This window comes from Demequina capsici (assembly GCF_032102965.1).
GTDB lineage: Bacteria > Actinomycetota > Actinomycetes > Actinomycetales > Demequinaceae > Demequina > Demequina capsici.
Genome location: NZ_CP134880.1, coordinates 2,868,636 through 2,891,456, shown reverse-complemented (window position 1 = coordinate 2,891,456; position 22,821 = coordinate 2,868,636). Strand labels below are relative to the sequence as shown.

General features: G+C 68.2%; 18 protein-coding genes. 9 read left to right on the top strand and 9 right to left on the bottom strand.

Annotated elements, in window-relative coordinates:
- Positions 1-50: 50 nt before the first annotated feature.
- Both RN607_RS13710 and RN607_RS13705 read left to right on the top strand, forming a co-directional pair.
- Complete coding sequence (locus tag RN607_RS13710) at positions 51-1,433, top strand: glycoside hydrolase family 30 protein (RefSeq protein WP_313543195.1); 1,383 nt, start codon at positions 51-53, stop codon at positions 1,431-1,433.
- Positions 1,434-1,491: 58 nt separating this feature from the next.
- Positions 1,492-2,475 carry a phosphotransferase family protein gene (locus RN607_RS13705; RefSeq protein WP_313543194.1) on the top strand — a complete coding sequence of 328 codons (984 nt, stop codon included), beginning with the start codon at positions 1,492-1,494 and terminating at the stop codon, positions 2,473-2,475.
- A gap of 75 nt (positions 2,476-2,550) precedes the next feature.
- On the opposite strand, the gene RN607_RS13700 is transcribed toward RN607_RS13705, so the two are convergent.
- From RN607_RS13700 to RN607_RS13675, 6 genes are all read right to left on the bottom strand, one after another.
- On the bottom strand, positions 2,551-4,008 hold the full coding sequence (locus RN607_RS13700) for a glycoside hydrolase family 1 protein (protein ID WP_313543192.1): 1,458 nt from the start codon (positions 4,006-4,008) through the stop codon (positions 2,551-2,553).
- Positions 4,005-5,879: a beta-glucoside-specific PTS transporter subunit IIABC gene (locus RN607_RS13695; RefSeq protein ID WP_313543190.1), complete on the bottom strand. Its 1,875-nt coding sequence runs from the start codon at positions 5,877-5,879 to the stop codon at positions 4,005-4,007. The genes RN607_RS13700 and RN607_RS13695 overlap by 4 nt, the downstream gene beginning before the upstream one ends.
- 71 nt (positions 5,880-5,950) lie before the next feature.
- Complete coding sequence (locus RN607_RS13690) at positions 5,951-6,775, bottom strand: PRD domain-containing protein (protein WP_313498089.1); 825 nt, start codon at positions 6,773-6,775, stop codon at positions 5,951-5,953.
- A gap of 147 nt (positions 6,776-6,922) precedes the next feature.
- Positions 6,923-7,543, bottom strand: a complete 621-nt coding sequence (locus RN607_RS13685; protein WP_313498086.1) for a TetR/AcrR family transcriptional regulator — start codon at positions 7,541-7,543, stop codon at positions 6,923-6,925.
- On the bottom strand, positions 7,540-8,892 hold the full coding sequence (locus tag RN607_RS13680; protein ID WP_313543188.1) for an MATE family efflux transporter: 1,353 nt from the start codon (positions 8,890-8,892) through the stop codon (positions 7,540-7,542). The genes RN607_RS13685 and RN607_RS13680 overlap by 4 nt, the downstream gene beginning before the upstream one ends.
- A gap of 7 nt (positions 8,893-8,899) precedes the next feature.
- The gene (locus RN607_RS13675) at positions 8,900-9,889 is read right to left on the bottom strand and encodes a phosphotransferase family protein (protein ID WP_313543186.1); all 990 of its coding nucleotides are present in this window, start codon (positions 9,887-9,889) and stop codon (positions 8,900-8,902) included.
- 166 nt (positions 9,890-10,055) lie between these two features.
- On the opposite strand from RN607_RS13675, the gene RN607_RS13670 reads away from it, so the two are divergent.
- Positions 10,056-11,273: an MFS transporter gene (locus tag RN607_RS13670; RefSeq protein ID WP_313498079.1), complete on the top strand. Its 1,218-nt coding sequence runs from the start codon at positions 10,056-10,058 to the stop codon at positions 11,271-11,273.
- 99 nt (positions 11,274-11,372) lie between these two features.
- A complete protein-coding gene (locus RN607_RS13665; protein ID WP_313543184.1) occupies positions 11,373-12,650 on the top strand; it encodes an ATP-binding protein in 1,278 nt (425 codons plus the stop codon).
- Between the two features lie 13 nt (positions 12,651-12,663).
- Here the strand turns inward: RN607_RS13665 and RN607_RS13660 are convergent, their stop codons facing one another.
- Complete coding sequence (locus RN607_RS13660) at positions 12,664-13,521, bottom strand: LysR family transcriptional regulator (protein ID WP_313543182.1); 858 nt, start codon at positions 13,519-13,521, stop codon at positions 12,664-12,666.
- 83 nt (positions 13,522-13,604) lie between these two features.
- Here RN607_RS13660 and RN607_RS13655 point away from each other — a divergent pair, with 83 nt between their 5' ends.
- Both RN607_RS13655 and RN607_RS13650 read left to right on the top strand, forming a co-directional pair.
- Positions 13,605-14,828, top strand: coding sequence for an MFS transporter (locus RN607_RS13655; RefSeq protein ID WP_313543180.1), 1,224 nt, complete (start codon positions 13,605-13,607; stop codon positions 14,826-14,828).
- The gene (locus RN607_RS13650) at positions 14,747-16,228 is read left to right on the top strand and encodes a lactonase family protein (RefSeq protein WP_313543179.1); all 1,482 of its coding nucleotides are present in this window, start codon (positions 14,747-14,749) and stop codon (positions 16,226-16,228) included. Before RN607_RS13655 ends, RN607_RS13650 begins: the two co-directional genes overlap by 82 nt.
- Positions 16,229-16,296: 68 nt before the next feature.
- Here RN607_RS13650 and RN607_RS13645 read toward each other — a convergent pair whose 3' ends face one another.
- On the bottom strand, positions 16,297-17,514 hold the full coding sequence (locus RN607_RS13645; RefSeq protein ID WP_313543178.1) for an ROK family transcriptional regulator: 1,218 nt from the start codon (positions 17,512-17,514) through the stop codon (positions 16,297-16,299).
- 1 nt (position 17,515) lies between these two features.
- The gene (locus RN607_RS13640; protein ID WP_313543177.1) at positions 17,516-18,706 is read right to left on the bottom strand and encodes an ROK family protein; all 1,191 of its coding nucleotides are present in this window, start codon (positions 18,704-18,706) and stop codon (positions 17,516-17,518) included.
- A gap of 371 nt (positions 18,707-19,077) precedes the next feature.
- Between RN607_RS13640 and RN607_RS13635 the strand changes: the two genes are divergently transcribed.
- Genes RN607_RS13635 through RN607_RS13625 form a run of 3 tightly spaced genes read left to right on the top strand, consistent with a single transcriptional unit; the run spans position 19,078 to position 22,773 of the window.
- The gene (locus RN607_RS13635; RefSeq protein WP_313543176.1) at positions 19,078-20,184 is read left to right on the top strand and encodes a substrate-binding domain-containing protein; all 1,107 of its coding nucleotides are present in this window, start codon (positions 19,078-19,080) and stop codon (positions 20,182-20,184) included.
- A 58-nt stretch (positions 20,185-20,242) separates the two neighbouring features.
- On the top strand, positions 20,243-21,742 hold the full coding sequence (locus RN607_RS13630) for a sugar ABC transporter ATP-binding protein (protein WP_313543174.1): 1,500 nt from the start codon (positions 20,243-20,245) through the stop codon (positions 21,740-21,742).
- A complete protein-coding gene (locus tag RN607_RS13625) occupies positions 21,739-22,773 on the top strand; it encodes an ABC transporter permease (RefSeq protein WP_313543172.1) in 1,035 nt (344 codons plus the stop codon). The genes RN607_RS13630 and RN607_RS13625 overlap by 4 nt, the downstream gene beginning before the upstream one ends.
- Positions 22,774-22,821 lie beyond the last annotated feature (48 nt).

The following is a 22,821-nucleotide window of genomic DNA, read 5'->3' as shown; positions in this document are numbered from 1 at the left end:
TGAAAGCGAGGGACTGCAGCTGCCGCGACGCCAAAGGAGGCGACGACGCCATGAATCCGATCCGCTGGATCACGACCACCGAGCACCTGGCCTGGCAGGAGCGCGAGGCACCGTCCCTGAGCGCGGTGAGCGCCATGCCGTCGGTCCTGCTGCAGCTGGACAACCCTCAGCAGACCATCGAGGGATTCGGCGCGTCCTTCAACGAGATGGGCTGGGACGCGCTCGCCCTCCTCGACGCCGACGCCCGCGAGGACATCCTGCGCGACCTGTTCGCGCCTGGCGCGGGCCTCAACCTGAGCCTGTGCCGCATGCCGGTCGGCGCCAACGACTTCTCCCGCGACTGGTACTCCTATGACGAGCAGCCCGGGGACCTCGCTCTCGACCACTTCAGCATCGAGCATGACGAGCAGACCCTGCTGCCGTTCATCCACGCCGCGCAGCAGCAACGGCCCGGCCTGCGGCTCTGGGCGTCCCCCTGGAGCCCGCCCACATGGATGAAGTCCAACGGACACTACGCCGGCGCCATGCCGCACCCCGCCTTCGGCAACGTCCAGAACGGACTGCGCGAGGACCAGGTGGGCCACGAGGGCACGGACATGTTCCTGGTCGACGACGCCCACCTGACGGCCTATGCGCGCTACTTCGGTCGCTTCATCGACGCGTACGCCCAGCGCGGCATCCGCATCGACACCGTGATGCCTCAGAACGAGTTCAACTCCGCGCAGCCGTTCCCCAGCTGCACGTGGACGCCCGAGTCGCTCGCGCGCTTCATCCGGGTCCTGGGCCCCGAGATGGACGCGCGCGACGTGCAGGTGTTCCTCGGCACGCTCGAGCGCGCGGACGACGGCATGGTCACCCGGGTGCTCGACGACCCGGAGGCCTCGCCGTGGGTTCGTGGCCTGGGAGCCCAATGGGCCGGGAGGGGTGCGGTGCCCTTCGTTCACCACGACAACCCCGACCTGCCCATCTGGCAGACAGAGCAGGAGTGCGGCGACGGGCGCAACGACTGGCGCCACGCACGTCATGCCTGGCAGATCATGCGCGCCTTCTTCAACAACGGCGCCACGGCCTACATGTACTGGAACATGGCGCTGCTCGAGGGCGGAGTCAGCCGGTGGGGCTGGTCCCAGAACTCCTTCGTGGTCGTCGACCCCCACACCCGTGAGCACAGGCTCACCCACGAGTACCAGCTGCTCAAGCACGTGTCGCACCTGGTGCAGGTGGGCGCGCGCGTCGTCCCCACCCTCAGCTACTCGGGCTTCGAGAACCAGCTCGCGTTCACCAATCCCGACGGCTCGCTCGTGATCGTCGCCCACAACGACGGCGGCGCGCCGGCGGACGTCTCCTACCTGGTGGGTCACCAGGTGCTGGCGGTCACGCTCGATCCTGACTCGTTCCACACGTTCGTGATCCCGCCCACCTCTGGCGACTGAACGTCGCGCGGGCGGGGGAGTAGGTTCTTCCCAGCCCCCGCAGCGCAGAGGAAGGCCCATGGAGAGCATCACCAAGAACCGCCAGCCGCCGCGGGTGCTCCGGCAGATCATCGAGCGGGCCTACGGACCCGACCAGGTGCCCGACGGCGACGACTTCGCCGTGGAGCTGGGCGACGGCTACTTCAACATCGCCTATGTGCTGACGCTGCGCAGCGGGCGACGCGTGGTGCTCAAGATCGCGCCGCCGGCTCACGTCACGGTCCTGACCTGCGAGCGGGGGATCATGCGGAACGAGGTGGCGGCGCTCGCGCTGATCGCCGACCTCACGGACGTTCCGGTTCCCGCGGTGGAGCATGTGGATGTCACGCACGAGCTGGTGGACGCCGACTGGTTCGTCATGCCGCTCATCGAGGGAGCGACCCTCGCGGCGCTGACCGACTCGGCCGCGCTGACCGAGGCCGGTGCGGCCGGCCTGCGACGCGATCTCGGTGCGCTGAACAGGGAGCTCAACGGGATCGTCGGCGACCGGTTCGGGCCGTTGCACATGCCCGGCTTCGGCACGTGGCGCGAGGCGTTCGCCAGCATGATGGAGGACATCCTTCGCGACGGCGAGCGCGCCGGCGTCGACCTCGGCGTCCCCTACGAGGCGATTCGAGGCGACCTTGCGGCGCACCTCGACGTGCTGGACGAGGTCACCGAGCCTCGGTTCGTCGAATGGGACCTGTGGCCGGGCAACGTCATGGTGCACGACGGCAGGATCGTCGCGCTCATCGACCACGAGCGTGCCCTGTACGGCGATCCGCTGATCGAGGCGGGCTTCACCGGCGTCGACCTGCCCGACTTCGGCGACCCGAGCGACTTCATGCGAGGCTACGGCCTCGAGGAGCTCACGCCGGCGGAGCAGACGCGTCGTCGGCTCTACAGCGCGTACGTGCTGGTCCTGATGATCGTCGAGACCGCCTACCGGAGGTACCCGGACGACGGTCAGTACCACTGGGCGCGCGGCCTGCTGTCAGGCCTGATGGAGTTGGGAGGCCGCTGAGCGACCGACGCGCATGGGTCCCCACGGGGGAGAGGACCCACGCGCGCCGATCGTTGCCCGAGGCGACGCAGGGTGTCAGCCCAGCGACGCCCCGTTCGAGGCGATCAGCTCCTGGTACCACCCGAAGCTCTTCTTGCGCGTCCGGTCGTACGTGCCGTGGCCAGCATCGTCCGCGTCCACGTAGATGAGCCCGTACCGCTTGGTCACCTGCGACGTGGAGGCGCTGACGATGTCGATGCCTCCCCAGCAGGTGTAGCCGAGGAGGTCCACGCCGTCGGCGATGGCCTCCCGGACCGCCTCCAGGTGCCGCTGCATGTAGTCGATGCGGTGGTCGTCCTGGATGGAGCCGTCGGGCAGCACCTGGTCGGTGGCGCCCAGCCCGTTCTCGACGATGAACAGCGGGACCTGGTAGCGGTTCCACAGGTCGTTCAACGTCACGCGCAGGCCGACCGGGTCCAGGTGCCAGCCCCATTCCGTCACCGGCAGGTTCGGGTTCTTGATGGTGCTGAACAGGTTCCCGCCGGTCTGTCCGTACGTCGACGGGTCGGCTGCGGCCACGAGTGTCATGTAGTAGCTGAACGACAGGAAGTCGACGGCGTGCTCCGCCAGCAGCTCCTCGTCGCCAGGCTCCATGGCGATCTCGATGCCGTGCTCCCGCCAGTAGCGACGCACGATCCCGGGGTACGCGCCCCGCACCTGGACGTCGGTGTGCTGGAGGTTCATCTCGTTGAGGCGCTGGGCCTCCAGCACGTCGTCCGGGTCCGACGTGGCCGGGTAGTGGGTCATGCGGGCCAGCATGCAGCCGACCCGGTTGGCAGGGTCCACCTCATGCGCGATCCGCGTGGCGTGCGAGCTCGCCAGGTACTGGTGGTGGAGCGCCTGGTAGGAGCGGGGCTCCATGGGGCGCTCCGGGTCCTCCAGCAGGCCCGCGCTCGTGTAGGGCTCGATCAGCGTCGTGTTGATCTCGTTGAACGTGAGCCAGTGCCGCACGAGCCCCCGGTAGCGGCGCAGGATCGTCTCTGCGTACCGCACGTAGTGCCCGATGACCTCGCGGTTCTCCCAGCCGCCCAGCTCCGTCACGAGATGCAGAGGCATCTCGTAGTGGGAGATGGTGACGACCGGCTCGATGCCGGACTCGCGCAGCCGGGTGAACATCCTCTCGTAGTGCGCCAGGCCGGCCTCGTTCGGCTCCGCCTCCACGCCGTTCGGGAAGATGCGGGTCCACGCGATGGACATGCGCAGCGCCTTGATGCCGAGCTCCGCGAAGAGCGCGGCATCCTCCTCCCACCGGGCGTAGGCGTCGGTGCCGCGACGCTTCGGGTAGCCCTCGGTGCCGTGGTACGCGACCGCCGTGGCGATCTGCTCCCGCGACACCTTCATGAGGTCGCCGATGTTGACGTAGTCCATCGCCTGCGGTGACGGGATCACGTCCGCCTGGGACAGGCCCTTGCCGTCGGCGTCGTAGGAGCCCTCGCACTGGTTGGCGGCGTGGGCCACCCCCCACAGGAAGCCGTCGGGGAAGCCGGCCGTCATGCGACCACCGCCACCGCGGCGGCCGCTTGGGCCGTCATCAGGGGAGCGCCCGCCTTCACGTCGCCGCGGGTGTCGGCCACCACGCCATCGTCGGCGGCACCGTCCGTCACCACCATGATGACCGTCGTGTCGTGCGTGGCTCCCACGGCGTCCAGGTCCACGGACACCAGGCTGTCGCCGGCTTTGACCGTGTCGCCCTGTGCGACGTGGGCGGTGAAGCCCTTGCCGCCCAACGCCACCGTGTCGATGCCGATGTGGATCAGCAGGTCGATGCCATCGGCGGTACGAAGCCCGAGGGCGTGGCCGGTGGGGAACACGGTGACGACGGTGCCCGCCACGGGGGACACCACCTCGCCGTTCGCGGGGACCACGGCGATGCCGGGGCCCATGACGCCCTGCGAGAACGTGCGGTCGTCCACCGACGCCAGCTCGACGGCCACACCGTCCACCGGGGAGCCGATGATGGTGCCGGCCTGCGAGGATGCCTCGTCGCCCGTGGAGATGCCTGCCGCCCTGTCCAGCGCCGACTCATCGAATCCGAGCATGACGCTCGCCACGAACGCGACGACCGCTGCGACCACGACCGCGATGATCGCCCACACGAACGTGTCGCCGATCAGTGCAGGGATGCCGGGGATGCCGCCGTTGCCGGCCAGCACGAACGCCTTGGCGCCGAAGCCGAGCGAGATGGCGCCACCGGCGGCGCCGCCGATCATGGTTGCGATGAGCGGACGACGCAGAGGGATCGCGATGCCGTACAGGGCCGGCTCGGTCACGCCCATGAAGCCGGTGAAGCTCGTGGAGGCGGCGAGCGCCTTGAGGCCCTTGCTCTTGGCGCGCACCGCGACGCCTGCCACCGCACCCGCGGTGGCGAACGTCTGCACGTACGTGAGCGGCAGGAACTTGTCGTAGCCCAGGTTGGCCAGGTTGGTGAGGATGAACGGCACCAGCGCGTAGTGCATGCCGGTCATGATGATCAGCGGCAGCAGGCCGCCGATGATCGCGCCGCCCAGGAATCCGCCGTTCTCCATCAGCCAGTTGATGCCGCCGGACACGCCGTTGCCAACGAAGGTGCCCAGCGGGCCCAGCAGCAGGATCGTGATGGGGAAGACCACCAGCATGGTCAGCAGCGGCACGAACATGAGCTTCAGCGTGTCCGGGATGACGCGCTTCCAGCCCCTCTCCACCACGGCCATCAGCGGGATCGCCAGCAGCACGGGGATCACGGAGTAGGAGTAGGTCACCGCGGTGACCGGCATCCCGAGGAAGCGCACGGCGTCCTCGCCGCCCAGCAGCGCGGTGAAGCCCGGGTAGATCAGCGCGCCTGCGATGCCCATGGCGACGTAGGGGTTGGCCTCGAGCTTGCGCGCCGCGGTGACGGCGAGCACCACGGGAAGCAGATAGAACACGGAGTCTGCCAGGGAGGACAGCAGCGTGTAGGTCTGCGTGGTCGCGTCGATCCAGTTCAGGAACACGAGCAGCGCCAGCAGTCCCTTGAGCAGACCGGCGCCGGCGATGGCCGGGAGGATCGGCGCGAAGACGCCGGAGATGAAGTCGAAGAACGACTCGTGCCACTTCTTCCTGGGAGCGTCCGCGGCCTTCGCCGTGGACTGGCTGCCGGCGAGCTGCGGGGCCTCGGCCACGAGGGCCTCGAACACCTGGGGCACGTCGTTGCCGATGATGACCTGGTACTGCCCGGAGGCCTTGTTGACGCCCATGACGGCCGGGACCGCACGCACCGCGGCGGTGTCGGCCCTCGACTCGTCCTTCAGGGTGAACCTCAGGCGCGTGATGCAATGGAACACGTCGGCGACATTGTCTGCGCCGCCGACGCCTTCCAGGATCGCGACTGCGTCGTCGCTGTACTTCATGGTGACTCTCCTCTGTAGGGAAGCGGCTGACGCGGAGAGACCTGACGCGCCGCGGATGGGTTCGGACGGGGTCAGGCGACCCTGTCCAGGTGCATCGTCAGATAGACCATCTCCGACGATGACATCTCCTGGCCGTGGCGCTCCTTCACGAACGCGGCGATGCGCACCGCGCAGGCGACGAGCTCCGGCTTCTTCTCGACGAGCACGCTCAGCAGGCCGTCGTCGTCGTCCTTGTCCACGGTCTTCCCGCGCAGCACGCGCTGGGCGAAGTACCGCACATGCTGGGAGAAGCGCTGATACTCGAGGCTGCTCTCGTCGTACGTGAGCCCCAGGTGGAGGCGCGCGACGTCGAGGATCTGGTGGGTGAGCTCGATCTCGCGGTGGGCCGATCCGCCGCCGGCGGTCTGCGCGTTGATCAGGTGCAGCGCGATGTTCGTCGCCTCGTCCCGTGGAAGCGCGGTGCCGATGACGCGTGCGACGATCGCCAGGGCGTCCAGCCCTAGCCGATGCTCCGCGGGGTAGAAGCGGCTGACCTCGGATTCGAGGGCGTTCGCCAGCGAGACGCCCTGCGCCTGGCGCTCGACCGCGTAGGCCAGGTGGTCGGCCAGCGCCGCGAAGACGGTGTCGGACAGCGGTGCCTCGAGGCGCTCGCGGGCTGCGGCGACGATCTCCTCGGTCGCCTGCAGCACCTCGGCGGGCACGGACTGCGCGACGAGCGCGAAGCGGTCCTGCGCGGCGCGTCCATCCAGGCGGAAGACCTTGTCCACGGTGGCGGGGTCCACGTGCTGACCAGGGGACGACTTGAACCCGATGCCACGGCCCAGCAGGATGACCTCATCGAGGTTGTCGTCGATGGCGGCGACGATGCTGTTGTTGAGAACTCGGCGGACGATCACGGCAATACCTCGTTGCATGGACGACGTAGGGAGGCCATCGTCGGTGATGGCACCCGGGTATTGCCCGCGTCAAGGCGCGGTTGCAAGCCTCCGCCGACTATAACGTCGAACCGGTACGGGTGCCAAACAGCCTGGTCTGGTGAGGCGTCAGTCGGGCAGACGCACGGACAGGAGCTGCTGCAGCCGTCGCCGCAGGAGCCGAGGCATGTCGATGCTCGGGTCCAGCAGCCACTGGATCTGGAGTCCGTCGGTCAGCGCGATCAGCTCCGCCTCGAGCCCTTCCGGCTCCACGCCCTTGGCGAGAAGGCCCTGGCGCACGAGCTCGGCGACGGTGCGCGCATAGTCGTCGCGTGTGGTGGCGTAGCGCTGCACGAAGTAGTCGTGCGCGGGATGTGCAGGGGACGACGCCTCGGCGGAGAGCACCGCGAACAGCCTCACGAGCTCGGGTTGTGTGGTGTTGAAGGCGGCGAGGTCGACCAGGCCTGCGAGCCACTCGAGCGGCCGGCCGGGATCCAGGTGGTCGAAGTGGCGGGCGTCGTCGATCCTGTCGCGCTCCTCGAGCACCGCCGCCAGCAGCTCCTCCTTGGTGGGGAAGTGATGCAGCAGTCCCGCGCGGGAGATGCCGCAGGCGGCCGCCACCTGCACCATGCTGGTGCGCTCGTAGCCTTGGGCGGCGAACAGCTCGAGAGCCACGGAGACGATGTCGGCCTTGCGGCGCTCGCCTTTGGGGTAGCTGCCGGAGGAGGGCTTGGATGCGGGGTGGCTCATGGGCGCTCCGACCGTACCGTGAACGCGGTGGTGCGGCGTAGCACCAGCCAGGCGGCGCCTGCGGCTGCGGCCTCGCCCAGCGGCAGCGCGATCCAGATGCCGGCAGGCCCGAGCGTGCCGAGGGCGAGCACCAGCGGGAGCTTGATCCCGATCAGGGTTCCCACGGAGATCCAGTACGACGGCGACGGCCGGCCGAGCGCCTGGAAGCATGCGGAGATCACTGGGGGCACTCCCGCGAGCACCACGCCGGCGGCGACGGCCCGGATCGCTGTCGTGGCGACGTCGATGGTGGCGGGGTCGGTGACGAAGGCGCCCGCGATCCAGGGCGCGGCGATGAGGAGGAACGTGGCGGCGAGCGCGCCGTAGACCACGGTGGCGCGAAGAGCGAGCGTGCGGGTGCGGTCGACTCGTGCCTCGTCCAGTCGCCCGGCGTTGTAGCTGATGATCGGCTGCGTGCCCTGGGTGATGCCGGTGTGCGGCATGGACGCGAAGGTCTGGACGCGCCCCGCGACCGCGTAGCCGACGAGCGCGGCGGTGGAGGCGGCTGCGAGGGTCACGTTGACGACGAGCGCGAGCAGGGTCGCGCCGAGGCCCGTGAGGAACGACGGCGCTCCGATGGACACGATCTCCTTCACCGTGCGCGCGTGCGGTCGGAGGTGCGAGGCGCGGATCCGGTACGGGCGGGCGCGCTGTCCGAAGAAGAACCACAGCGCCATGAATGCGGACACGGCCTGCCCTCCGACCGTCCCGAGCGCGGCACCGACGACGCCCAGGTGGAGGCCGTAGATGAGCACGGGGTCCAACGTGATCTGCACGATCACGGGGATCACCCACAGCATCGTCGAGAACAGCAGCCTGCCCTCGGCCCGCACGATCGCCGAGAAGCCGGTGGAGAAGATGGCGCCGGCGATGAGCACCGCGGCGTAGGGGCGCGCGTAGGGCAGGGTCGCGTCGTTCGCCCCGACCAGGCGCAGCAGGGGATCGAGCAGGGCGAGCCCCACGACGGAGACGGTGATGGCGGTCGCCCAGAACAGGCCGAACGACTGCGCTGCGGCGTGCGCCGCGTCGTCCGGGCGGCGGGCGCCGAGACTGCGCGACACGAGCGATGCGCCGCCGACTCCCACCGTCGTCGACGCCGCTCCCAGGAGCAGCAGGAGCGGTGCGACCAGGTTGACGGCGGCGAGCGCGTCCGCGCCGACGCCGCGGGCGACGAACCATGCGTTGGTGAGCGCGTAGACGCCGTAGATCCCGACGGACAGGGTGGTCTGCGAGCACGTCCACCAGAGCAGTCGGCCGATGGGGCGGCTGCCGAGGCTCTCCGCGTGGTCGCGGGTGGCTCGGGTGGTCACGGCGGGGTCAGCGCGTGCGGCCCAAGGCTGCCATGAGCGCGTCGAGCTCGCGTCGGCCGAGGTCGTAGATCTCGGTGGTGGTGTGGCCGCGGTACCTCGTCTCCACGGTCATGATCACCGCCAGGTACAGCGAGTACAGGCGTCGCCGGGTGCGCTGGGCGTCGGTGAGCTCGGTGAGGCCGAAGCCCGTCATGAAGTCCGTCGGGTCCCCGAAGAACGGCATGTCGAGCCCGGTGAGGCCGGCCTCCATGAGGGGGTCGCCGTAGATCGCGCGCTCGTGATCGAGGATGGCGACGATGCGCCCGTCGCGGATCATCGAGTTCTTGGCCCAGAGATCGACCTCCACGAGCTGCGGGGTGGTGACCTCGTCCAGGGCGTCCGCGTGCTCGGCGAGCACGGCGCGGATCGCGTCCGGGTGCCAACCGAGGTCGATCCCGACCTTCTCGCCGTCCGCCAGGGTCTCCTCGATCATGAGCGTGAACGCCTCGCGCCAGGTGGGCGATCCCGCACCGAGCAGCGGCCCGAAGTGTGGACCGATGATCGAGTTGATCTCACGGTTGAGGGCGCCGAGCTCACGGTTGCCCGCGGCGACGGTCTGCGCGTCCAGCCTGCCGTCGCCGGCGGCGAATCCGAAGTTGTCGGCGTCGATGAGCTCCATGAAGAACAGGTCGGCGTCCACCACCTCATGCGAGAGGTCGGCATGGTCGATGCGTGGGACCGGCACGGTGGTGTGCTCAGCGACCAGGCGCATCGCCTCGAGCTCGGCGCGCATCATGCCCACCTCGCGGGTGAGCACGGGGACGTCGCTCGGGGGTGCGATCTTGAGCACCGTCTGACGTCCGTCGCGCAGGCGGATGCGGTAGGCGACGTTGAACCAGCCCTCGGTGATCTCGTGCGCGAACTCGGGCTCCGTGGGCACCTGGTCGTCGCCGTAGGCGGCCGCGATCAGGGTGCGGAGGGTGGCGTCGGACTGACGGTTCTTGGTGGTGCTCTCCATTGAGACTCCCTGTGCGAGGCCGTGGGCGTGCGACGGCGGTCGAAACGTTTCGGTGCTATGGTACCGAATACCGACAAGGTTGTCTGTTTGTGACGGGAGATCGCCGCCGATGTCCAGCCCCACGGCTCTGCTCGCGCGGATCCTCGCAACCCAGGAGAGTTGACCCATGACATCGCACCCCGCGGACCTGACCCGCAGCCCGGCGGCCGTCGCCGCAGCCAGGAACGCGACGCTCCTGGTCTTCACGGTGAACGGCTTCGCGTTCGCCTCGTGGATGTCGCGCGTGCCCGACGTCAAGGACATGCTCGGCCTGACGCCCGGGCAGCTGTCCCTGCTGCTCCTCGCGCTCTCCGTCGGCTCGCTCTGCGGCCTGCCGGTCGCGGGACGAGTCGCGCATCGCATCGGTGCGGCGAACACCGTGCGGCTCGGCGGCGCCGTATCGCTGCCTGGCATCCTGCTCGCGGGCGTGGCCGTCGAGGCGCATGCCGCGATCCCGCTCGTGATGCTCCCGCTGTTCCTCGTGGGGCTCGGGTTCGGCACCTGGGACGTGGCCCAGAACCTCGAGGGCTCGATCGTCGAGCAGGCGCTCGGGCGCGCCATCATGCCGTGGTTTCACGCGGGGTTCTCGGGCGGCACGGTCATCGGCGCGCTGCTCGGCGCCCTGATCACGTGGCTCGAGGTGCCCGTAGGCCTCCACATCGGTGCCGCCGCCGTGCTGAGTGCGGCAGGCATGTGGTGGGTGACCAGGAGCTTCCTTCCGGCGTACGACGAGGGCGGCACCGAGGCGGTCGACGTCACCCGCAGGGCCCGCTCGCCGTGGCTCGAGCCGCGCACGCTGCTGATCGGGGTCATGGTCCTCGCCGCCGCCTTCACCGAGGGCACCGCCAACGACTGGATGGCAGTCGCGTTCGTCGACGGCCATGGCACGTCGAACGCGATGGGCGTGGTCGCGCTGTCGGTGTTCCTGGTGTTCATGACCGCGGGGCGGATCCTCGGAACCGGGCTGCTCGACCGGTTCGGCCGGGTCGCCGTGCTGCGGGTGCTGTTCGCGACCGCGATCGTCGGATGCGCACTCGTCGTCTTCGGGCCGCCATGGCTGGCCTTCGTGGGCGTCGCCGTCTGGGGCGTCGGCGCGAGCCTCGGCTTCCCAGTCGGCATGTCCGCCGCATCGGACGATCCCGCGCGCGCCGCCGTGCGCCTCTCCGTCGTGTCGACCATCGGCTATGGGGCTTTCCTCATGGGCCCCCCGCTGATCGGCTTCCTGGGTGACCACGTGGGCGTGCTCGACGCGATGCTCGCCGTCGGCGTCGTCTCGTTGCTCGCGATCGCCGTGGTGCCGGCGGCGAAGCCGCTCAAGGAGACGACGGCCGCGACCGCCGAATGAGCACCGAGCCAACAATCGTCCGCCTAGACCTTCACTATTAATCCGGATAGACACCCAACAATTGTCGGCATAGTGCTCGATTGTGGGTAGCCTGAAGGAATGGATACCGAGGCTGTGCAGGGGCGCGAGTATCGGCCGCGCGTGATCGACGGTGCGCTTCAGCGTGCCTTGCGCACCGCCGGTGCAGTGGTGATCGAGGGCGCTAGGGCGAGCGGAAAGACGATGACGGCGCTGCACGCCGCTGGTTCGCACGTGTTCCTCGACGACGATGAGATGGGGCTCCTCGCATCGGTCGCTCCGAAGTCGCTGCTCGACGGCCCGTCGCCACGACTGCTCGACGAGTGGACCAACGCGCCGGTCCTGTGGAATCTCGTGCGGCGTTCCGTCGACGCGTCACCGGCGACGGGCCGCTTCATCCTCACCGGCTCGGCTGTGCCTGCCGATGAGGTCACACGGCACACCGGTGCAGGCCGATTCCTGCGGTTGCGTCAGCGCACGATGTCGTGGTGGGAGAAGCTCGACGAGCCGTCAGGTGCCGTCAGCCTTGCCTCCCTCTTCGCGGGTGAGAAACCAGCAGCCGACCTTGGCGCCGGGATCGAGCTGGAAGCGATCGTCGGCAACCTGCTGCGACCGGGATTCCCTGCGATGACCGAGCTAGCGCCGGACGACGCGGCCGACCTCCTTCGCGGATACATCGATGACGTGACGAGGGCCGACATCCGGCGCATCGCCGACATACGCCATGAACCTGCGGTGCTCCAGCAGCTCATCGCCTCGCTAGCACGGGCGGTCGCGTCTCCGGTGAGCCACAGGACCTTGGCCTCGGACATGCGGTCGATCGCGCCGACGATCGACGCTGAGACCGTGGGGCGCTATGTGGGACTGCTCGAGCGGCTCTTCGTCATCGAGTCGCAGCAAGCGTGGGCCCCGAAGCTCCGCTCGCGCGCCACCGTCCGCGTCTCGTCGAAGATGCACCTCGTCGACCCCGCGCTTGCCGCCGTGGCGCTGCGCGCGGGGCCTGAGAGGCTCATGGGCGACCTGCAAACCCTCGGATTCCTCTTCGAAAGCGCGGTGGTCCATGACCTTACCGTGCTGGCGAGCGGGCTCCGGGGCGAGGTCAAGCACTATCAGGACTCCTACGGCAATGAGATCGACGCCGTCGTCACCCTCCCTGACGGACGGTGGGGAGCGGTCGAAGTCACGCTCGGAGGCGCACAGCTGCCGAAGGGAATCGAGTCGCTCGCACGGGCAGTCGCACAGATCGAGACGGAGTCCGAGCAGGAGCCGTCGTTCCGACTGGTCGTCACCGGAACCGGTCCCATCCTGGTGGCAGACGATGGCACCGTCACGGCGCCGCTCAGTGCGCTCGCGCCTTGATGCGGGCTGAACCTCAGAGCGCATCCACCAGCGACTCCGCGATCTCCGCTGCCGGTGTCCCTGAGCGCCAGGCGATGCCCAGCTCACGCACCAGAGGGGGATCGAGGGGTACGTACGTGATGCCGTCGTCGTCCCTTCCGGGGGTGCGGGGGAGGACCGACGCGGCGAGCCCGCCGGCGACGAGGGTGCGCATCGTGTCGATCTCGCTGGACTCGAAGGTGACGTTGACCTCCACGCCCTGGTCGGCGAGCAGCCCGGCGATGACGCGGTGCAGCTCCGTGATGCGGGAGAAGCCGATGAAGTCCTGGCCCGCGAGGTCCTTGACCGTCGGACGGTCGATCGCGGAGAGCGGATGCGTGTCCGAGAACGCGAGGCACAGCTGCTCCTCGTGGAGCTTGCTCCACTCCACGCCGTCGATCGCCGAGGGCGGCTCGTTGGCGAGCACCACGTCGATCGCGTCCGCCTCGATCCAGCGGTAGAGGTCGCGGCTGAACCCCTGACGGAGGGTGATGCGCAGGTCCGGGTGCAGCGTGCGCAGGCGTTGGATCACGTCGGGCACCATCCAGCGGGCGAGCGAGTGGAGGAAGCCGACGCGCAGCACGCGGGCGTCCCGGGCGAGCGCCTCCGCATGGCGTCGTGCCTGGTCGATCGCGTCCAGGACAGCGGCGGCGTCGGCACGGAAGGCGGCGCCGGTGGCGTTGAGCTCGAGGCGTCGACCGTGCCGGGTGAACAGCGACGTCCCCACCTCCGCCTCCAGCCGTGCAAGCGTGCGCGACACGTTCGACTGGTTCACCCGGAGGAACGCCGCCGTGTCGCGGGTGTTCTCCGTCTCCGCCAGCGACAGGAAGGTCCTGAGCGTGTACTCGTCCACGCGGCAAGGCTAATGCGGGTAGCGCATCAAAGCGAGCGATTGCGTCATTTCCCTTGACAGCGTCGCGGGCGCATCCTCGATGCGTGACCGTCACCGAGACCACCGCGACCTCCGCCCCAGCCAGCACCCGCGTCGTCCCCGCCCCCGCGATCAACGCCAGCCGGGTCCTCGCGGTGCTCGCGCTCGGAGGCCTCGCCAACTTCGCCCTCGTCTACTTCGTGCAGCCGCTGCTGCCGCGGCTCGTCACGCAGTTCGGGATCAGCGAGGGATCCTCCGGCCTCGCGCTGTCCGTGACCACCGCCGCCATGATGCTCGGGCTCCTCGTCGCCGGCCCCTTCGCGGACCGCGTCGGCCGCGCCCGCGCGATCGCACTCTCACTGCTCAGCTCCGGCATCCTGTCGATCGCCGGCGCCTTCGCGCCCACGTGGGAGCTGTTCCTCGTCACCCGCGCGCTCGCAGGCCTGACGCTTGCGATCCTCCCCGCCATCGCGCTCGCGGTCGTGCGGGACATCGCGCCGAACGGCGACCACCTGCGCGCCAACTCGATCTACATCGCCGGCACCGCCGTGGGGGGAGCGCTCGGCCGGCTCGCCCCGCTGCCGCTCGCGAACGCCTTCGGATGGCAGTCCGCGGCCGTGGTCCTCGGTGTGCTGAGCCTGGCCTCGGGCATCGGGTCGCTGCTGTGGCTGCCGCGCAGGCCCGCCCGAGCGGGCGAGCGCCCGTCGCTGGGAGTCGCCGCAGGGCTGGTGCGCGCCGTCCGCTGCCGGCCGATCGTCCTCACCTGCGGCGTCGGCCTCACCGGGATGGTGGTCTTCGTGACCTCGTACAACGCCGTGTCGTTCCGGCTGCAGTCGCCGCCGTTCGACCTCGGCGCGGCCGAGGCGCTCATCTACCTTGCCTACCTGCCCGGCATCGTCGGTCCGAGCGCATTCCGCCGGCTCGCCGCATCGAAGGGCCGCGGCTTCGCGGCGCTGACCGCCCTCACCGCCATCGCCGCCTCGATCGCGGTCCTCACCCTGCCCACCATCCCCGCCATCGCGATCGGCCTCGGGCTGCTCACCTTCGCGTTCCTGGGCCTCCACTCGATCCTGTCGGGCTGGGTGGTGAAGTCGGCGCACGAGAACGGAATCGACACCTCGCGAGCCTCCAGCGTCTACCTGCTCGCCTGGTACCTGGGCAGCACCGCCGCCGGCACCGCGTCCACCCACGTGTGGGCGCTGGACGGATGGACCGGCGTCACCGCGGTGTGCGGCGTCGCCGTGCTGGCGTCGGGCGCGTTCGCCGTGGTCAGGACGCGCGGCCGCTGAGAGGCGGCGCGGGCGGCAGGAGGATCGACGGCGACCGAGCGCGCGATCGTGGCCTCTGTGTCCAGTCCGAGGACATTATGGCGAGAAACGATGTAAGGTATGATGCGTTTCGCCGTATTACAGGTGAATCTGAGCCAAAGGAGCCGAAGATGAACCCGCCTCGCTCCGGGGACGAACAGCGTCTCGAAGCCAAGTGGCCCGATCGACGCGATGATCGCGTCACCCGGTTGTTCGTCGGCACCTACGCGTCTCGCGAGGGCGCTGTGAGCCGTACCGAAGGCTCCGTCCAGTCTTGGATGGTCGATCCCGAGACGGGTGTCCTCGTGCAGCACTCGGAGACTGAGATCGGCATCGAGGCCGGCTACCTCGCTCTGACCCCTGACCGGAGGGCCTTGGTCGTGGTCGACGAGCGCAAGACCGATGGAAGGGGACCCGTGGGGCGCCCCGCGGCGGTCCTCAGCCTCGGGCTGGCCGACGACGGTCTGACGCTGAGCAGGACCGCGCGGCAGCCGGCGCTCGGGCCATTCCCCACGTACGTGTCGCTCCATCCGCGGGGCGTGGCGGCCGTTGTTGCGAGCCATGGCTCGTTCGAGCACGTGGAGCGTGTGGTGCGAGGTGAAAACGGCTATGACGTCGAGTACACCTACGACGACTCCACTGTGGCGGTCTACCCGCTGGCGCCCGACGGAACGCTTCAGCAGGCATCCGATGTGGTCGTCCTCGAGGGTCACGGCGTCGATCCTCACCGGTCGGCGCAGGCGGGTGGCCATCCGCAGGCGACCGCCCACGCCCACTCTGCACAGTTCGATCCGTCGGGTGAGTTCGTGATCGTCTGCGACAAAGGCACGGACCGGATCCTCGTGTATCGCCTCTGCGAGGATCTCACGCTGGCGCTCACATCGACGTTCGTCGCGCCGGCCGGATCGGCGCCGCGGCACCCGGCTTTCCACCCCTCGCGGCCGCTCGTATTCGTGTCTGACGAGCTGGCATCGACCGTATCGTCGTACCGCTTCCACACCGACAGCGGAACGCTCGTCCATATGGCCACCGTCTCGTCGCTCGCGCCGTACGCGAGCCGGAGCAGCGAGCCTGCAGACATCCAGGTGGATCCGAGCGGTCGGTACGTCGTTGTCAACAACCGAGGTCAGGACTCCCTGGTCTCATTCGCAATCGCCGATGATGGCACGGTCGAGTATGCCCACTCGGTGCAACTGGCCGAGTCGGTCCATCCTGGCCTGGCGGCGCGTAGCTTCCGATTCGACGTGACGGGCAGGTGGTTGTTCGTCGCGGACCGTCCCGCAAACGCCATCATCACATTGGAGTTCGACCCTGGGTCGGGTTCCATGCGCGAGGTGAGCCGCGCGGCCATCGCCGATCCGGCCTTCGTTCTTCCGTGCTGAGCGAACAACGCATTCCGTAGATGCGAGCCCGCCGGGCCTCGCGAGCTGGCTCGCGTGAATGCGGCGGCTCAGAATGTGGACGGCGTGCGGACCAGGTATGCGGGAGCGGGCGCGAGGCCCAGAACGAGCTCCTGTGCAAGCCGCGCCGCGCCGATCACGCCTGCGAGCTCGCGCACGCGACTCGGAACGATCTGCAGCGACGTCGACGCGACCCCGGTCGAACGCGCGTGCACGGTCTCACGGATTCCTGCCAGCAGGCTGTCGCTCGCCCGCGCCAGCTCGCCGCCGATCACCACCACCTCGGGGTTCAACACGGAGACGGCCACAGCGATGACCTCGCCAAGCGCGCGCCCGGCGTCTCGGAGTCTGCGGGCGGTCTCCGCGTCGCCGCGCGCCGCTGACTCGGCGATCGCGACGTGTGGCAGGGGGTGGAGGTGTGTCACGCCCAGGTCACGGGCGATCGCGGGCGCGCCCGCGATCGCCTCGACGCACCCGGTCTGTCCGCAGCGGCACGCGGTGCCCTCGGCCCGCGGCACCTGCATGTGGCCTATGTCCCCTGCGGATCCGTGGTCACCACGGACGAGGATGCCATCGGCGATGACCCCGGCGCCGATGCCTGTCGCTGCCTTCACCAGGAGCAGATTGTCGACATCGCGCCAGGCGGTCGTGTGCTCTCCCACCGCCATGATGTTCACGTCGTTGTCCACGAGTACCGGCGCCCCAAGTTCGTGGCCCACGTGGCCGGCCACGTCGTAGCCGTTCCACCCGGGCATGATCGGTGGTGAGACAGGGCGGCCTGTCTCGTGCTCGACCGGGCCCGGCAATCCGATGCAGGCGGCGGCGATCTCGCGGCGTGTGCGGCCGTTCTCCGCCAGGAGTGCGTCGATCTCGGCGATGACGATGCCGACGCCCCGTTCAGGCCCTTCTGTGAGGTCCGCTGCGAGGGCGCGCGCGTCAATAATCGCGCCTGTGAGGTCCGCGATCGCGACGCGGCCGTGTCGCGCACCGAGATCGACTGCGACCAGAAGCGCATCGTCCAGCCTCAATGAGTACCGCGTGGAGGGACGCCCAGGCGATGACGAGGGCGCCTCCCGCGCCACGAGCACGCCCTGTTCGGTCAGATCGCGCACGCGCGCTCCCACTGTCGTGCGCGACAGGTCGAGCGCGCGGGCGAGGTCTGTGATGGTCAGCTGGCTGCCGTCGCGCATTGCCGCGACGAGGCGTCGGGTGATGGCATCGACGCCTTCGCTGAAGGAGGGCGACTTGGCGCCGGTCCGCTGAGACACGTCAGGCGCCGATGCGGGTAGGAATGGGCTCGCCGCGGTAGTACACGACGGGCCGCTGGGGCAGGCCGAACAGGTGGTTCTGCACGAGCCGGGACGCGCCGACGATCGATGCGAGCTCAAGATTGTGCGCCAGGACAATCTTCAGGCTGTTGGTGGTCAACGGTTGGGATCGCCCGTAGACCGCTTCACGGATGCCGGCCAGGAGGGGCTCGCCCACCTGCGCGACCTCGCCACCGAGGACGATCGCTGCGGGGTTCAAGATCGCCACCACGCCTGCGAGGACGCTGCCGAGCGCCCGTCCAGCCTCTCGGACCGCGCGGCCCGCCTCTGGGTCGCCAGAACGGGCAAGGTCCACAAGGTCGTTGGTCGTGAGGACATCGCTGCGCGCCTCCGAGAGTGTCTGCACGAGGCCGGTACCGCTCGCCACAGTCTCGAGACACCCCATCTGTCCGCACCGGCAAAGCCGCTGCTCGACGTCCGGCACCCGCACGTGCCCGATGTCACCGGCCGCGCCTTGCGCGCCACGCACGAGGCGGCCGCTGGCGATGATTCCCGCAGAGATGTGAGCCGACACCGTGACCATCACGAGATTCTGCTCCGCAGCCCACGACTCCACCCACTCGCCCACCGCTGCGACATTCGCCTCGTTGTCGACGATGATCGGCACGGAGAAGTCCTGCTGCAGCAATGTGATCGCAGGGTGCCTGTCCGTCGCCGCGCGAGGCTGGGCGTCCTCCACGGCCGCCTCGATCGGTTCGACAGGGCCGGGAACGCCGACCCCGATCCCCACGAGATCCTCTACAGAGCGCTGCAGGTCCGCAAGCATCTCGTGGAGAGCCGACGCGACGAGGCGGAGGAGCTCGGTGAGAGAGGCGCCCTCGGAGACGGTCAGGTCTCGGCGCGCCACGATCGAGCCGATAAGGTCCGTCAGCGCGACGATCGCCGTGCTGCCTGTGAGCTCGGCGGCACCGATGAGGCGCGACTCTGTGGCGAGCGCGAAGACGGCGGACGGACGGCCCTTCGTGGTGGCGGACTCCTGGAGTTGCGTGACGAGGCCCGCGTCGATCAGCTCCGCCAGGCGGAGCGAGACCGTCGACCTGACCTTGCCGGTCTCGTCCGCGAGCTCGGACTTGGTGCGCGGACGACCGTCTCGCAGCACGCCAAGAACGTCATCGGCCTCGGTCTCGAACATCGGCGTCCTCGGTTCTGTCGATCAGGGTTGGAGCTCAGGGCCGAGGTGCGGCCCACGCCGCCATACTACGGCGGAAGCAGTTCATCGTGTCAGAAGTACGCCCGCTAGGTTGGCGCATCGGGGTTGACTTACGCCGATTGGCGACATAAATTATGTCGAGCATCGCCGAATCAATGAATGGCGTTGCGGGAGGCGAAGACGCCTCGTCATGGCGTTCAAAGGAGAAAGCGATGAAGCGATTCACCCCAGCGCTCGCGGCCCTGGCCGCGACGGCACTACTTCTTGCAGGATGCGCATCAGTCGGTCAGAGCGGTAGCACCGCATCGGACGATGGAAGCGTTGCGGCAGGACCCTGTCCCGATGGCCCGGCAGTGATCAGCCTCGGCGACGCGACTGACACGTACCTCAGCTACGTCGGCGACACCGTCAAGCAGGCGCTCGAGGCGGAAGGGTGCACGGTCCAGATCCTCAGTGCACAGAACGACATCCCGACCCAGCTCACCCAGATCCAGAACACCGCGGCGTCCGGAACGGGCTTCCTCTATGTGTTCCCCGCGGGTGACGCGCAGGCATACAAGGATGCCCTCACCGAGGTCACCGCGGCTGGAGTGAAGACTCTCGTGAGCAACAACTTCCCCGGCGACGGCGCTGCAACCGCCTTCGTCGGCGCGGACGAGTTCGTCATGGGCGTGATGATGGCCCCGATGGTCAAGGCGTGGCTGGACGAGGCCTACCCCGACGCGGCACCCGGATCGGTCAAGGCCCTCGTGCTCGAGGCGAGCGTGATCCCGAACATGGTCAAGCGCTCGGCCGGCATCAAGATCATCGCGGAGAAGTTCCTCCGGCAGGTGGACCTGTCGACGGGAACCTACATCAAGACCGACGGCGACCCGGTGAACTACGTCGACGCGGACGGCAACACCCAGCCCGTTGACGAGCCCACGGGCGGCCTCGTTCTCGACGCGGACGGCAACGCCATCCTCAACCCCTACTACGACGCGCGGATCGACCTGCACCAGATCTCGAACCGCAACATCTTCGCCCCGGTCGACGCGCAGAACGCGATCGACACCTTCGTGACCGAGGACAACCGCGCGAACTCCGACCTCAAGGTCGTTCTCAGCTATGGCGACACCGCGGCTGCGACGTCTGAGAAGCTCCTCGAACTGTCGCAGTCCGGCGTCATCTCCACCGCACCCGAGGGGCTGGCAACATTCGGTTCCGACCTCACCTCGGCGAACGCAGACCTGATCCCCACCAGCGTGGACAACTCGACCGTGTTCCGTGGCGTCATCACCTCCGGTGACCTCCTTCAGACGGTGGTCGACACCGCCGTGAAGATGGTCAACGGTGAAACAGTCGACGCGATCTCGTGGGAGAAGCTCGGCTACACGACTGTCGGCGCCGACGGCGCCCTCGTGAACTCCACGTACGCCGACGACCTGCCGGCCACCGACGAGTTCTTCCCGACCAACTAGTCGGCGTCCAAGACCGCACCAACCAACACAGCACTCAGCGAAGAGAAGGGAGACCGTCGTGGGCGAGAAAGTCCTTTCGTTGAGGAACATCACGAAGACCTACCCGGGTGTCACCGCGCTGGACGACATGTCGATCGACTTCCATGCGGGAGAGGTGCACGCACTCCTCGGGGAGAACGGCGCAGGCAAGTCGACGATGATCAAGGTCATCGCAGGCGCGATCCAACCCGACGCGGGCACCGTGGAGTTCCAGGACGGAGGACCGCTCACGGCGGTCTCCCCTCAACTGGCGAAGGACCACGGGGTCGAGGTGATCTACCAGGAGTTCAACCTCATCGGATGCCTCACCGTCGCGGAGAACATCTGCTTCGGCGATCACTACGGCCGCTTCGTCAACTACAAGCACATGAGAGAGGTCGCCCAGAAGACCTTCGACGCTTTCGACGTCGACATCGACCCCAAGGATCCCGTCTACAGCCTGCCGTCGTCGAAGCAGCAGATCGTCGAGATCGCCAAGGCCATCTCGCGCAAGGCCCGCATCCTCATCATGGATGAACCGTCAGCGCCGCTGTCAGTGGTCGAGGTCGAGAAGATGTTCGAGATCGTCCGCCATCTACGTGATCAGGGCGTCGCAATCATCTACATCAGCCACCGCATGGAGGAGCTGTTCGAGATCGCGGACAAGGTCACGGTGATGCGCGACGGCAAGTACATCACGACGCTCAACACGGCCGACACCAACCGCCGCGAGCTCGTCAACTACATGGTCGGACGCGAGCTCAAGGAGACTTTCCCCAAGCGCGAGCCTCACGCGGGCAAGGTCGCGCTCAAGGTCGAGAACCTCTACGGCGACGACAACAGCGACGTGTCGTTCGAGGTGAGGGAGGGCGAGATCCTCGGCCTCGCCGGACTGATCGGCGCAGGACGGACGGAGGTCGCCCGACTGATCTACGGCGCGGACAAGCTCCACAGCGGCACCATCACCTTGGACGGCAAGCGGCTCTCAGTGAGTTCGCCGCGCGCCGCGATCGCCTCCGGAATCGGCATGATCCCGGAGGACCGCAAGCGTCACGGTGCGCTGTTGGGACGCAGCGTAAGAGTCAACACCACTTTGGCGGCGCTGCCACAGCTGTCGCGCTTTGGAATCGTCAACCGCAAACTCGACCGCGAGACCACCGAGCACTACGTCGACGCGCTCCACATCAAGACCCCTGGACTCGAACAGGCGGTCGGCAACCTCAGCGGCGGCAATCAACAGAAGGTCGTCATCGCCCGCACCTTGGCTGCGAAGTCCAAGGTTCTGATCTTCGACGAACCGACACGAGGGATCGACGTCGGCGCGAAGCAGGAGATCTACAAGCTCATCTCCGACCTCGCCGAGTCCGGCAAGGCGGTGATCCTGATCAGCTCCGAGATGGAGGAGCTGATCGGCCTGAGCGACCGCATCCTCGTCCTCCACGAAGGCAGCGTCACCGGCGAGCTGCAGCGAGACGAGTTCACACAGAGCGCCATCCTCGAGTTGGCGTCCGGCATCAGCGAGCCAGAGAGGGCAGCATGAGCGACACCGGCAACGCAATGACCAAGATCGGATCGGCGTCGATCCGCATCTTCAAGAAGTACACGATGCTGTTCGTGCTCGCAGGCCTCGTCCTGATGTTCAGCATCATCACCCCGTCGTTCTTCTCGGTGCTGAACCTGAACAACCTCATCGTTCAGAACAGTTACATCGTGGTCGTCGCGGTGGGCGTCTCGTTCATCATGATGAGCGGTTCGCTTGACCTGTCCGTCGGATGGCAGATGTCCGCGATCGGGGTTCTCACCGCGAAGCTGATGACCGTCAACGACATGAACCCGTACCTCGCCATGGCGTGTGGAATCGCGCTCGGGCTGACGTTCGGATTCATCAACGGAGCCGTGGCGGTCGTCCTCAAGATCGAGCCGCTCGTCGTGACGATCGCCACCGCATTGGCTTTCTCCGGAGTGTCATATCTGATCTCCGGAGGCGCAGCGTTCAACACGTTCCCCGACTCGTTCCGCCAGATCACCAAGGGAGTGATCCTCGGAATGCCCGTAGACGTGGTCCTCGCGATCATCGCGGTCGCAGCGGCGAGCTTCGTCTACAACTACACCTACTTCGGCCGCTACGTGAAGGCCATGGGAGGCAACCCCGAAGCCACCCGTCTCGCGGGCGTGCAGACCGGACGCCTGCGCATCCTCACCTTCGTCATCAGCGGCCTCTTCGTGGCCGTCGCGGCCTTCATCCTCATCTCCAAGACCGGCACCACGAACTCGTCCGTGGGCCCGGGCACCGAGATCACGGCGCTCACCGCAGCAGTCCTCGGCGGCATCTCGTTCAACAGCGGCGAAGGAAAGATGTGGGGCCTCGTCACCGGTGTGTTCGTCCTGGCGGTGATCTCCAACGGCATGCAGCTCGCCGGCTGGAACCAGTACATCCAGCTCATCGTCAAGGGCGTGATCCTCGTGGCCGCCATTGGGTACGACAACTACAACCGCAACGCCGCAGGTCGGCGCAAACGGCTCCAGGTGCCCCCGAACGTCCCCGCCACACCCGAACCGGTCAAGGCGTGACCCGAGCCCCCGTACTCACCCCTCACGTCGACAAGACAAGGAGACTCC

What these genes read in the sequence shown, in the direction of transcription:
- RN607_RS13695 (WP_313543190.1), bottom strand. Translation starts at nt 5,879, where the DNA reads ATGAAGTACAGCGACGACGCAGTCGCGATCCTGGAAGGCGTCGGCGGC.
- RN607_RS13710 (WP_313543195.1), top strand. Translation starts at nt 51, where the DNA reads ATGAATCCGATCCGCTGGATCACGACCACCGAGCACCTGGCCTGGCAG.
- RN607_RS13675 (WP_313543186.1), bottom strand. Translation starts at nt 9,889, where the DNA reads ATGGAGAGCACCACCAAGAACCGTCAGTCCGACGCCACCCTCCGCACC.
- RN607_RS13670 (WP_313498079.1), top strand. Translation starts at nt 10,056, where the DNA reads ATGACATCGCACCCCGCGGACCTGACCCGCAGCCCGGCGGCCGTCGCC.
- RN607_RS13650 (WP_313543179.1), top strand. Translation starts at nt 14,747, where the DNA reads ATGGACCGGCGTCACCGCGGTGTGCGGCGTCGCCGTGCTGGCGTCGGG.
- RN607_RS13705 (WP_313543194.1), top strand. Translation starts at nt 1,492, where the DNA reads ATGGAGAGCATCACCAAGAACCGCCAGCCGCCGCGGGTGCTCCGGCAG.
- RN607_RS13625 (WP_313543172.1), top strand. Translation starts at nt 21,739, where the DNA reads ATGAGCGACACCGGCAACGCAATGACCAAGATCGGATCGGCGTCGATC.
- RN607_RS13700 (WP_313543192.1), bottom strand. Translation starts at nt 4,008, where the DNA reads ATGACGGCCGGCTTCCCCGACGGCTTCCTGTGGGGGGTGGCCCACGCC.
- RN607_RS13665 (WP_313543184.1), top strand. Translation starts at nt 11,373, where the DNA reads ATGGATACCGAGGCTGTGCAGGGGCGCGAGTATCGGCCGCGCGTGATC.
- RN607_RS13685 (WP_313498086.1), bottom strand. Translation starts at nt 7,543, where the DNA reads ATGAGCCACCCCGCATCCAAGCCCTCCTCCGGCAGCTACCCCAAAGGC.
- RN607_RS13640 (WP_313543177.1), bottom strand. Translation starts at nt 18,706, where the DNA reads ATGTTCGAGACCGAGGCCGATGACGTTCTTGGCGTGCTGCGAGACGGT.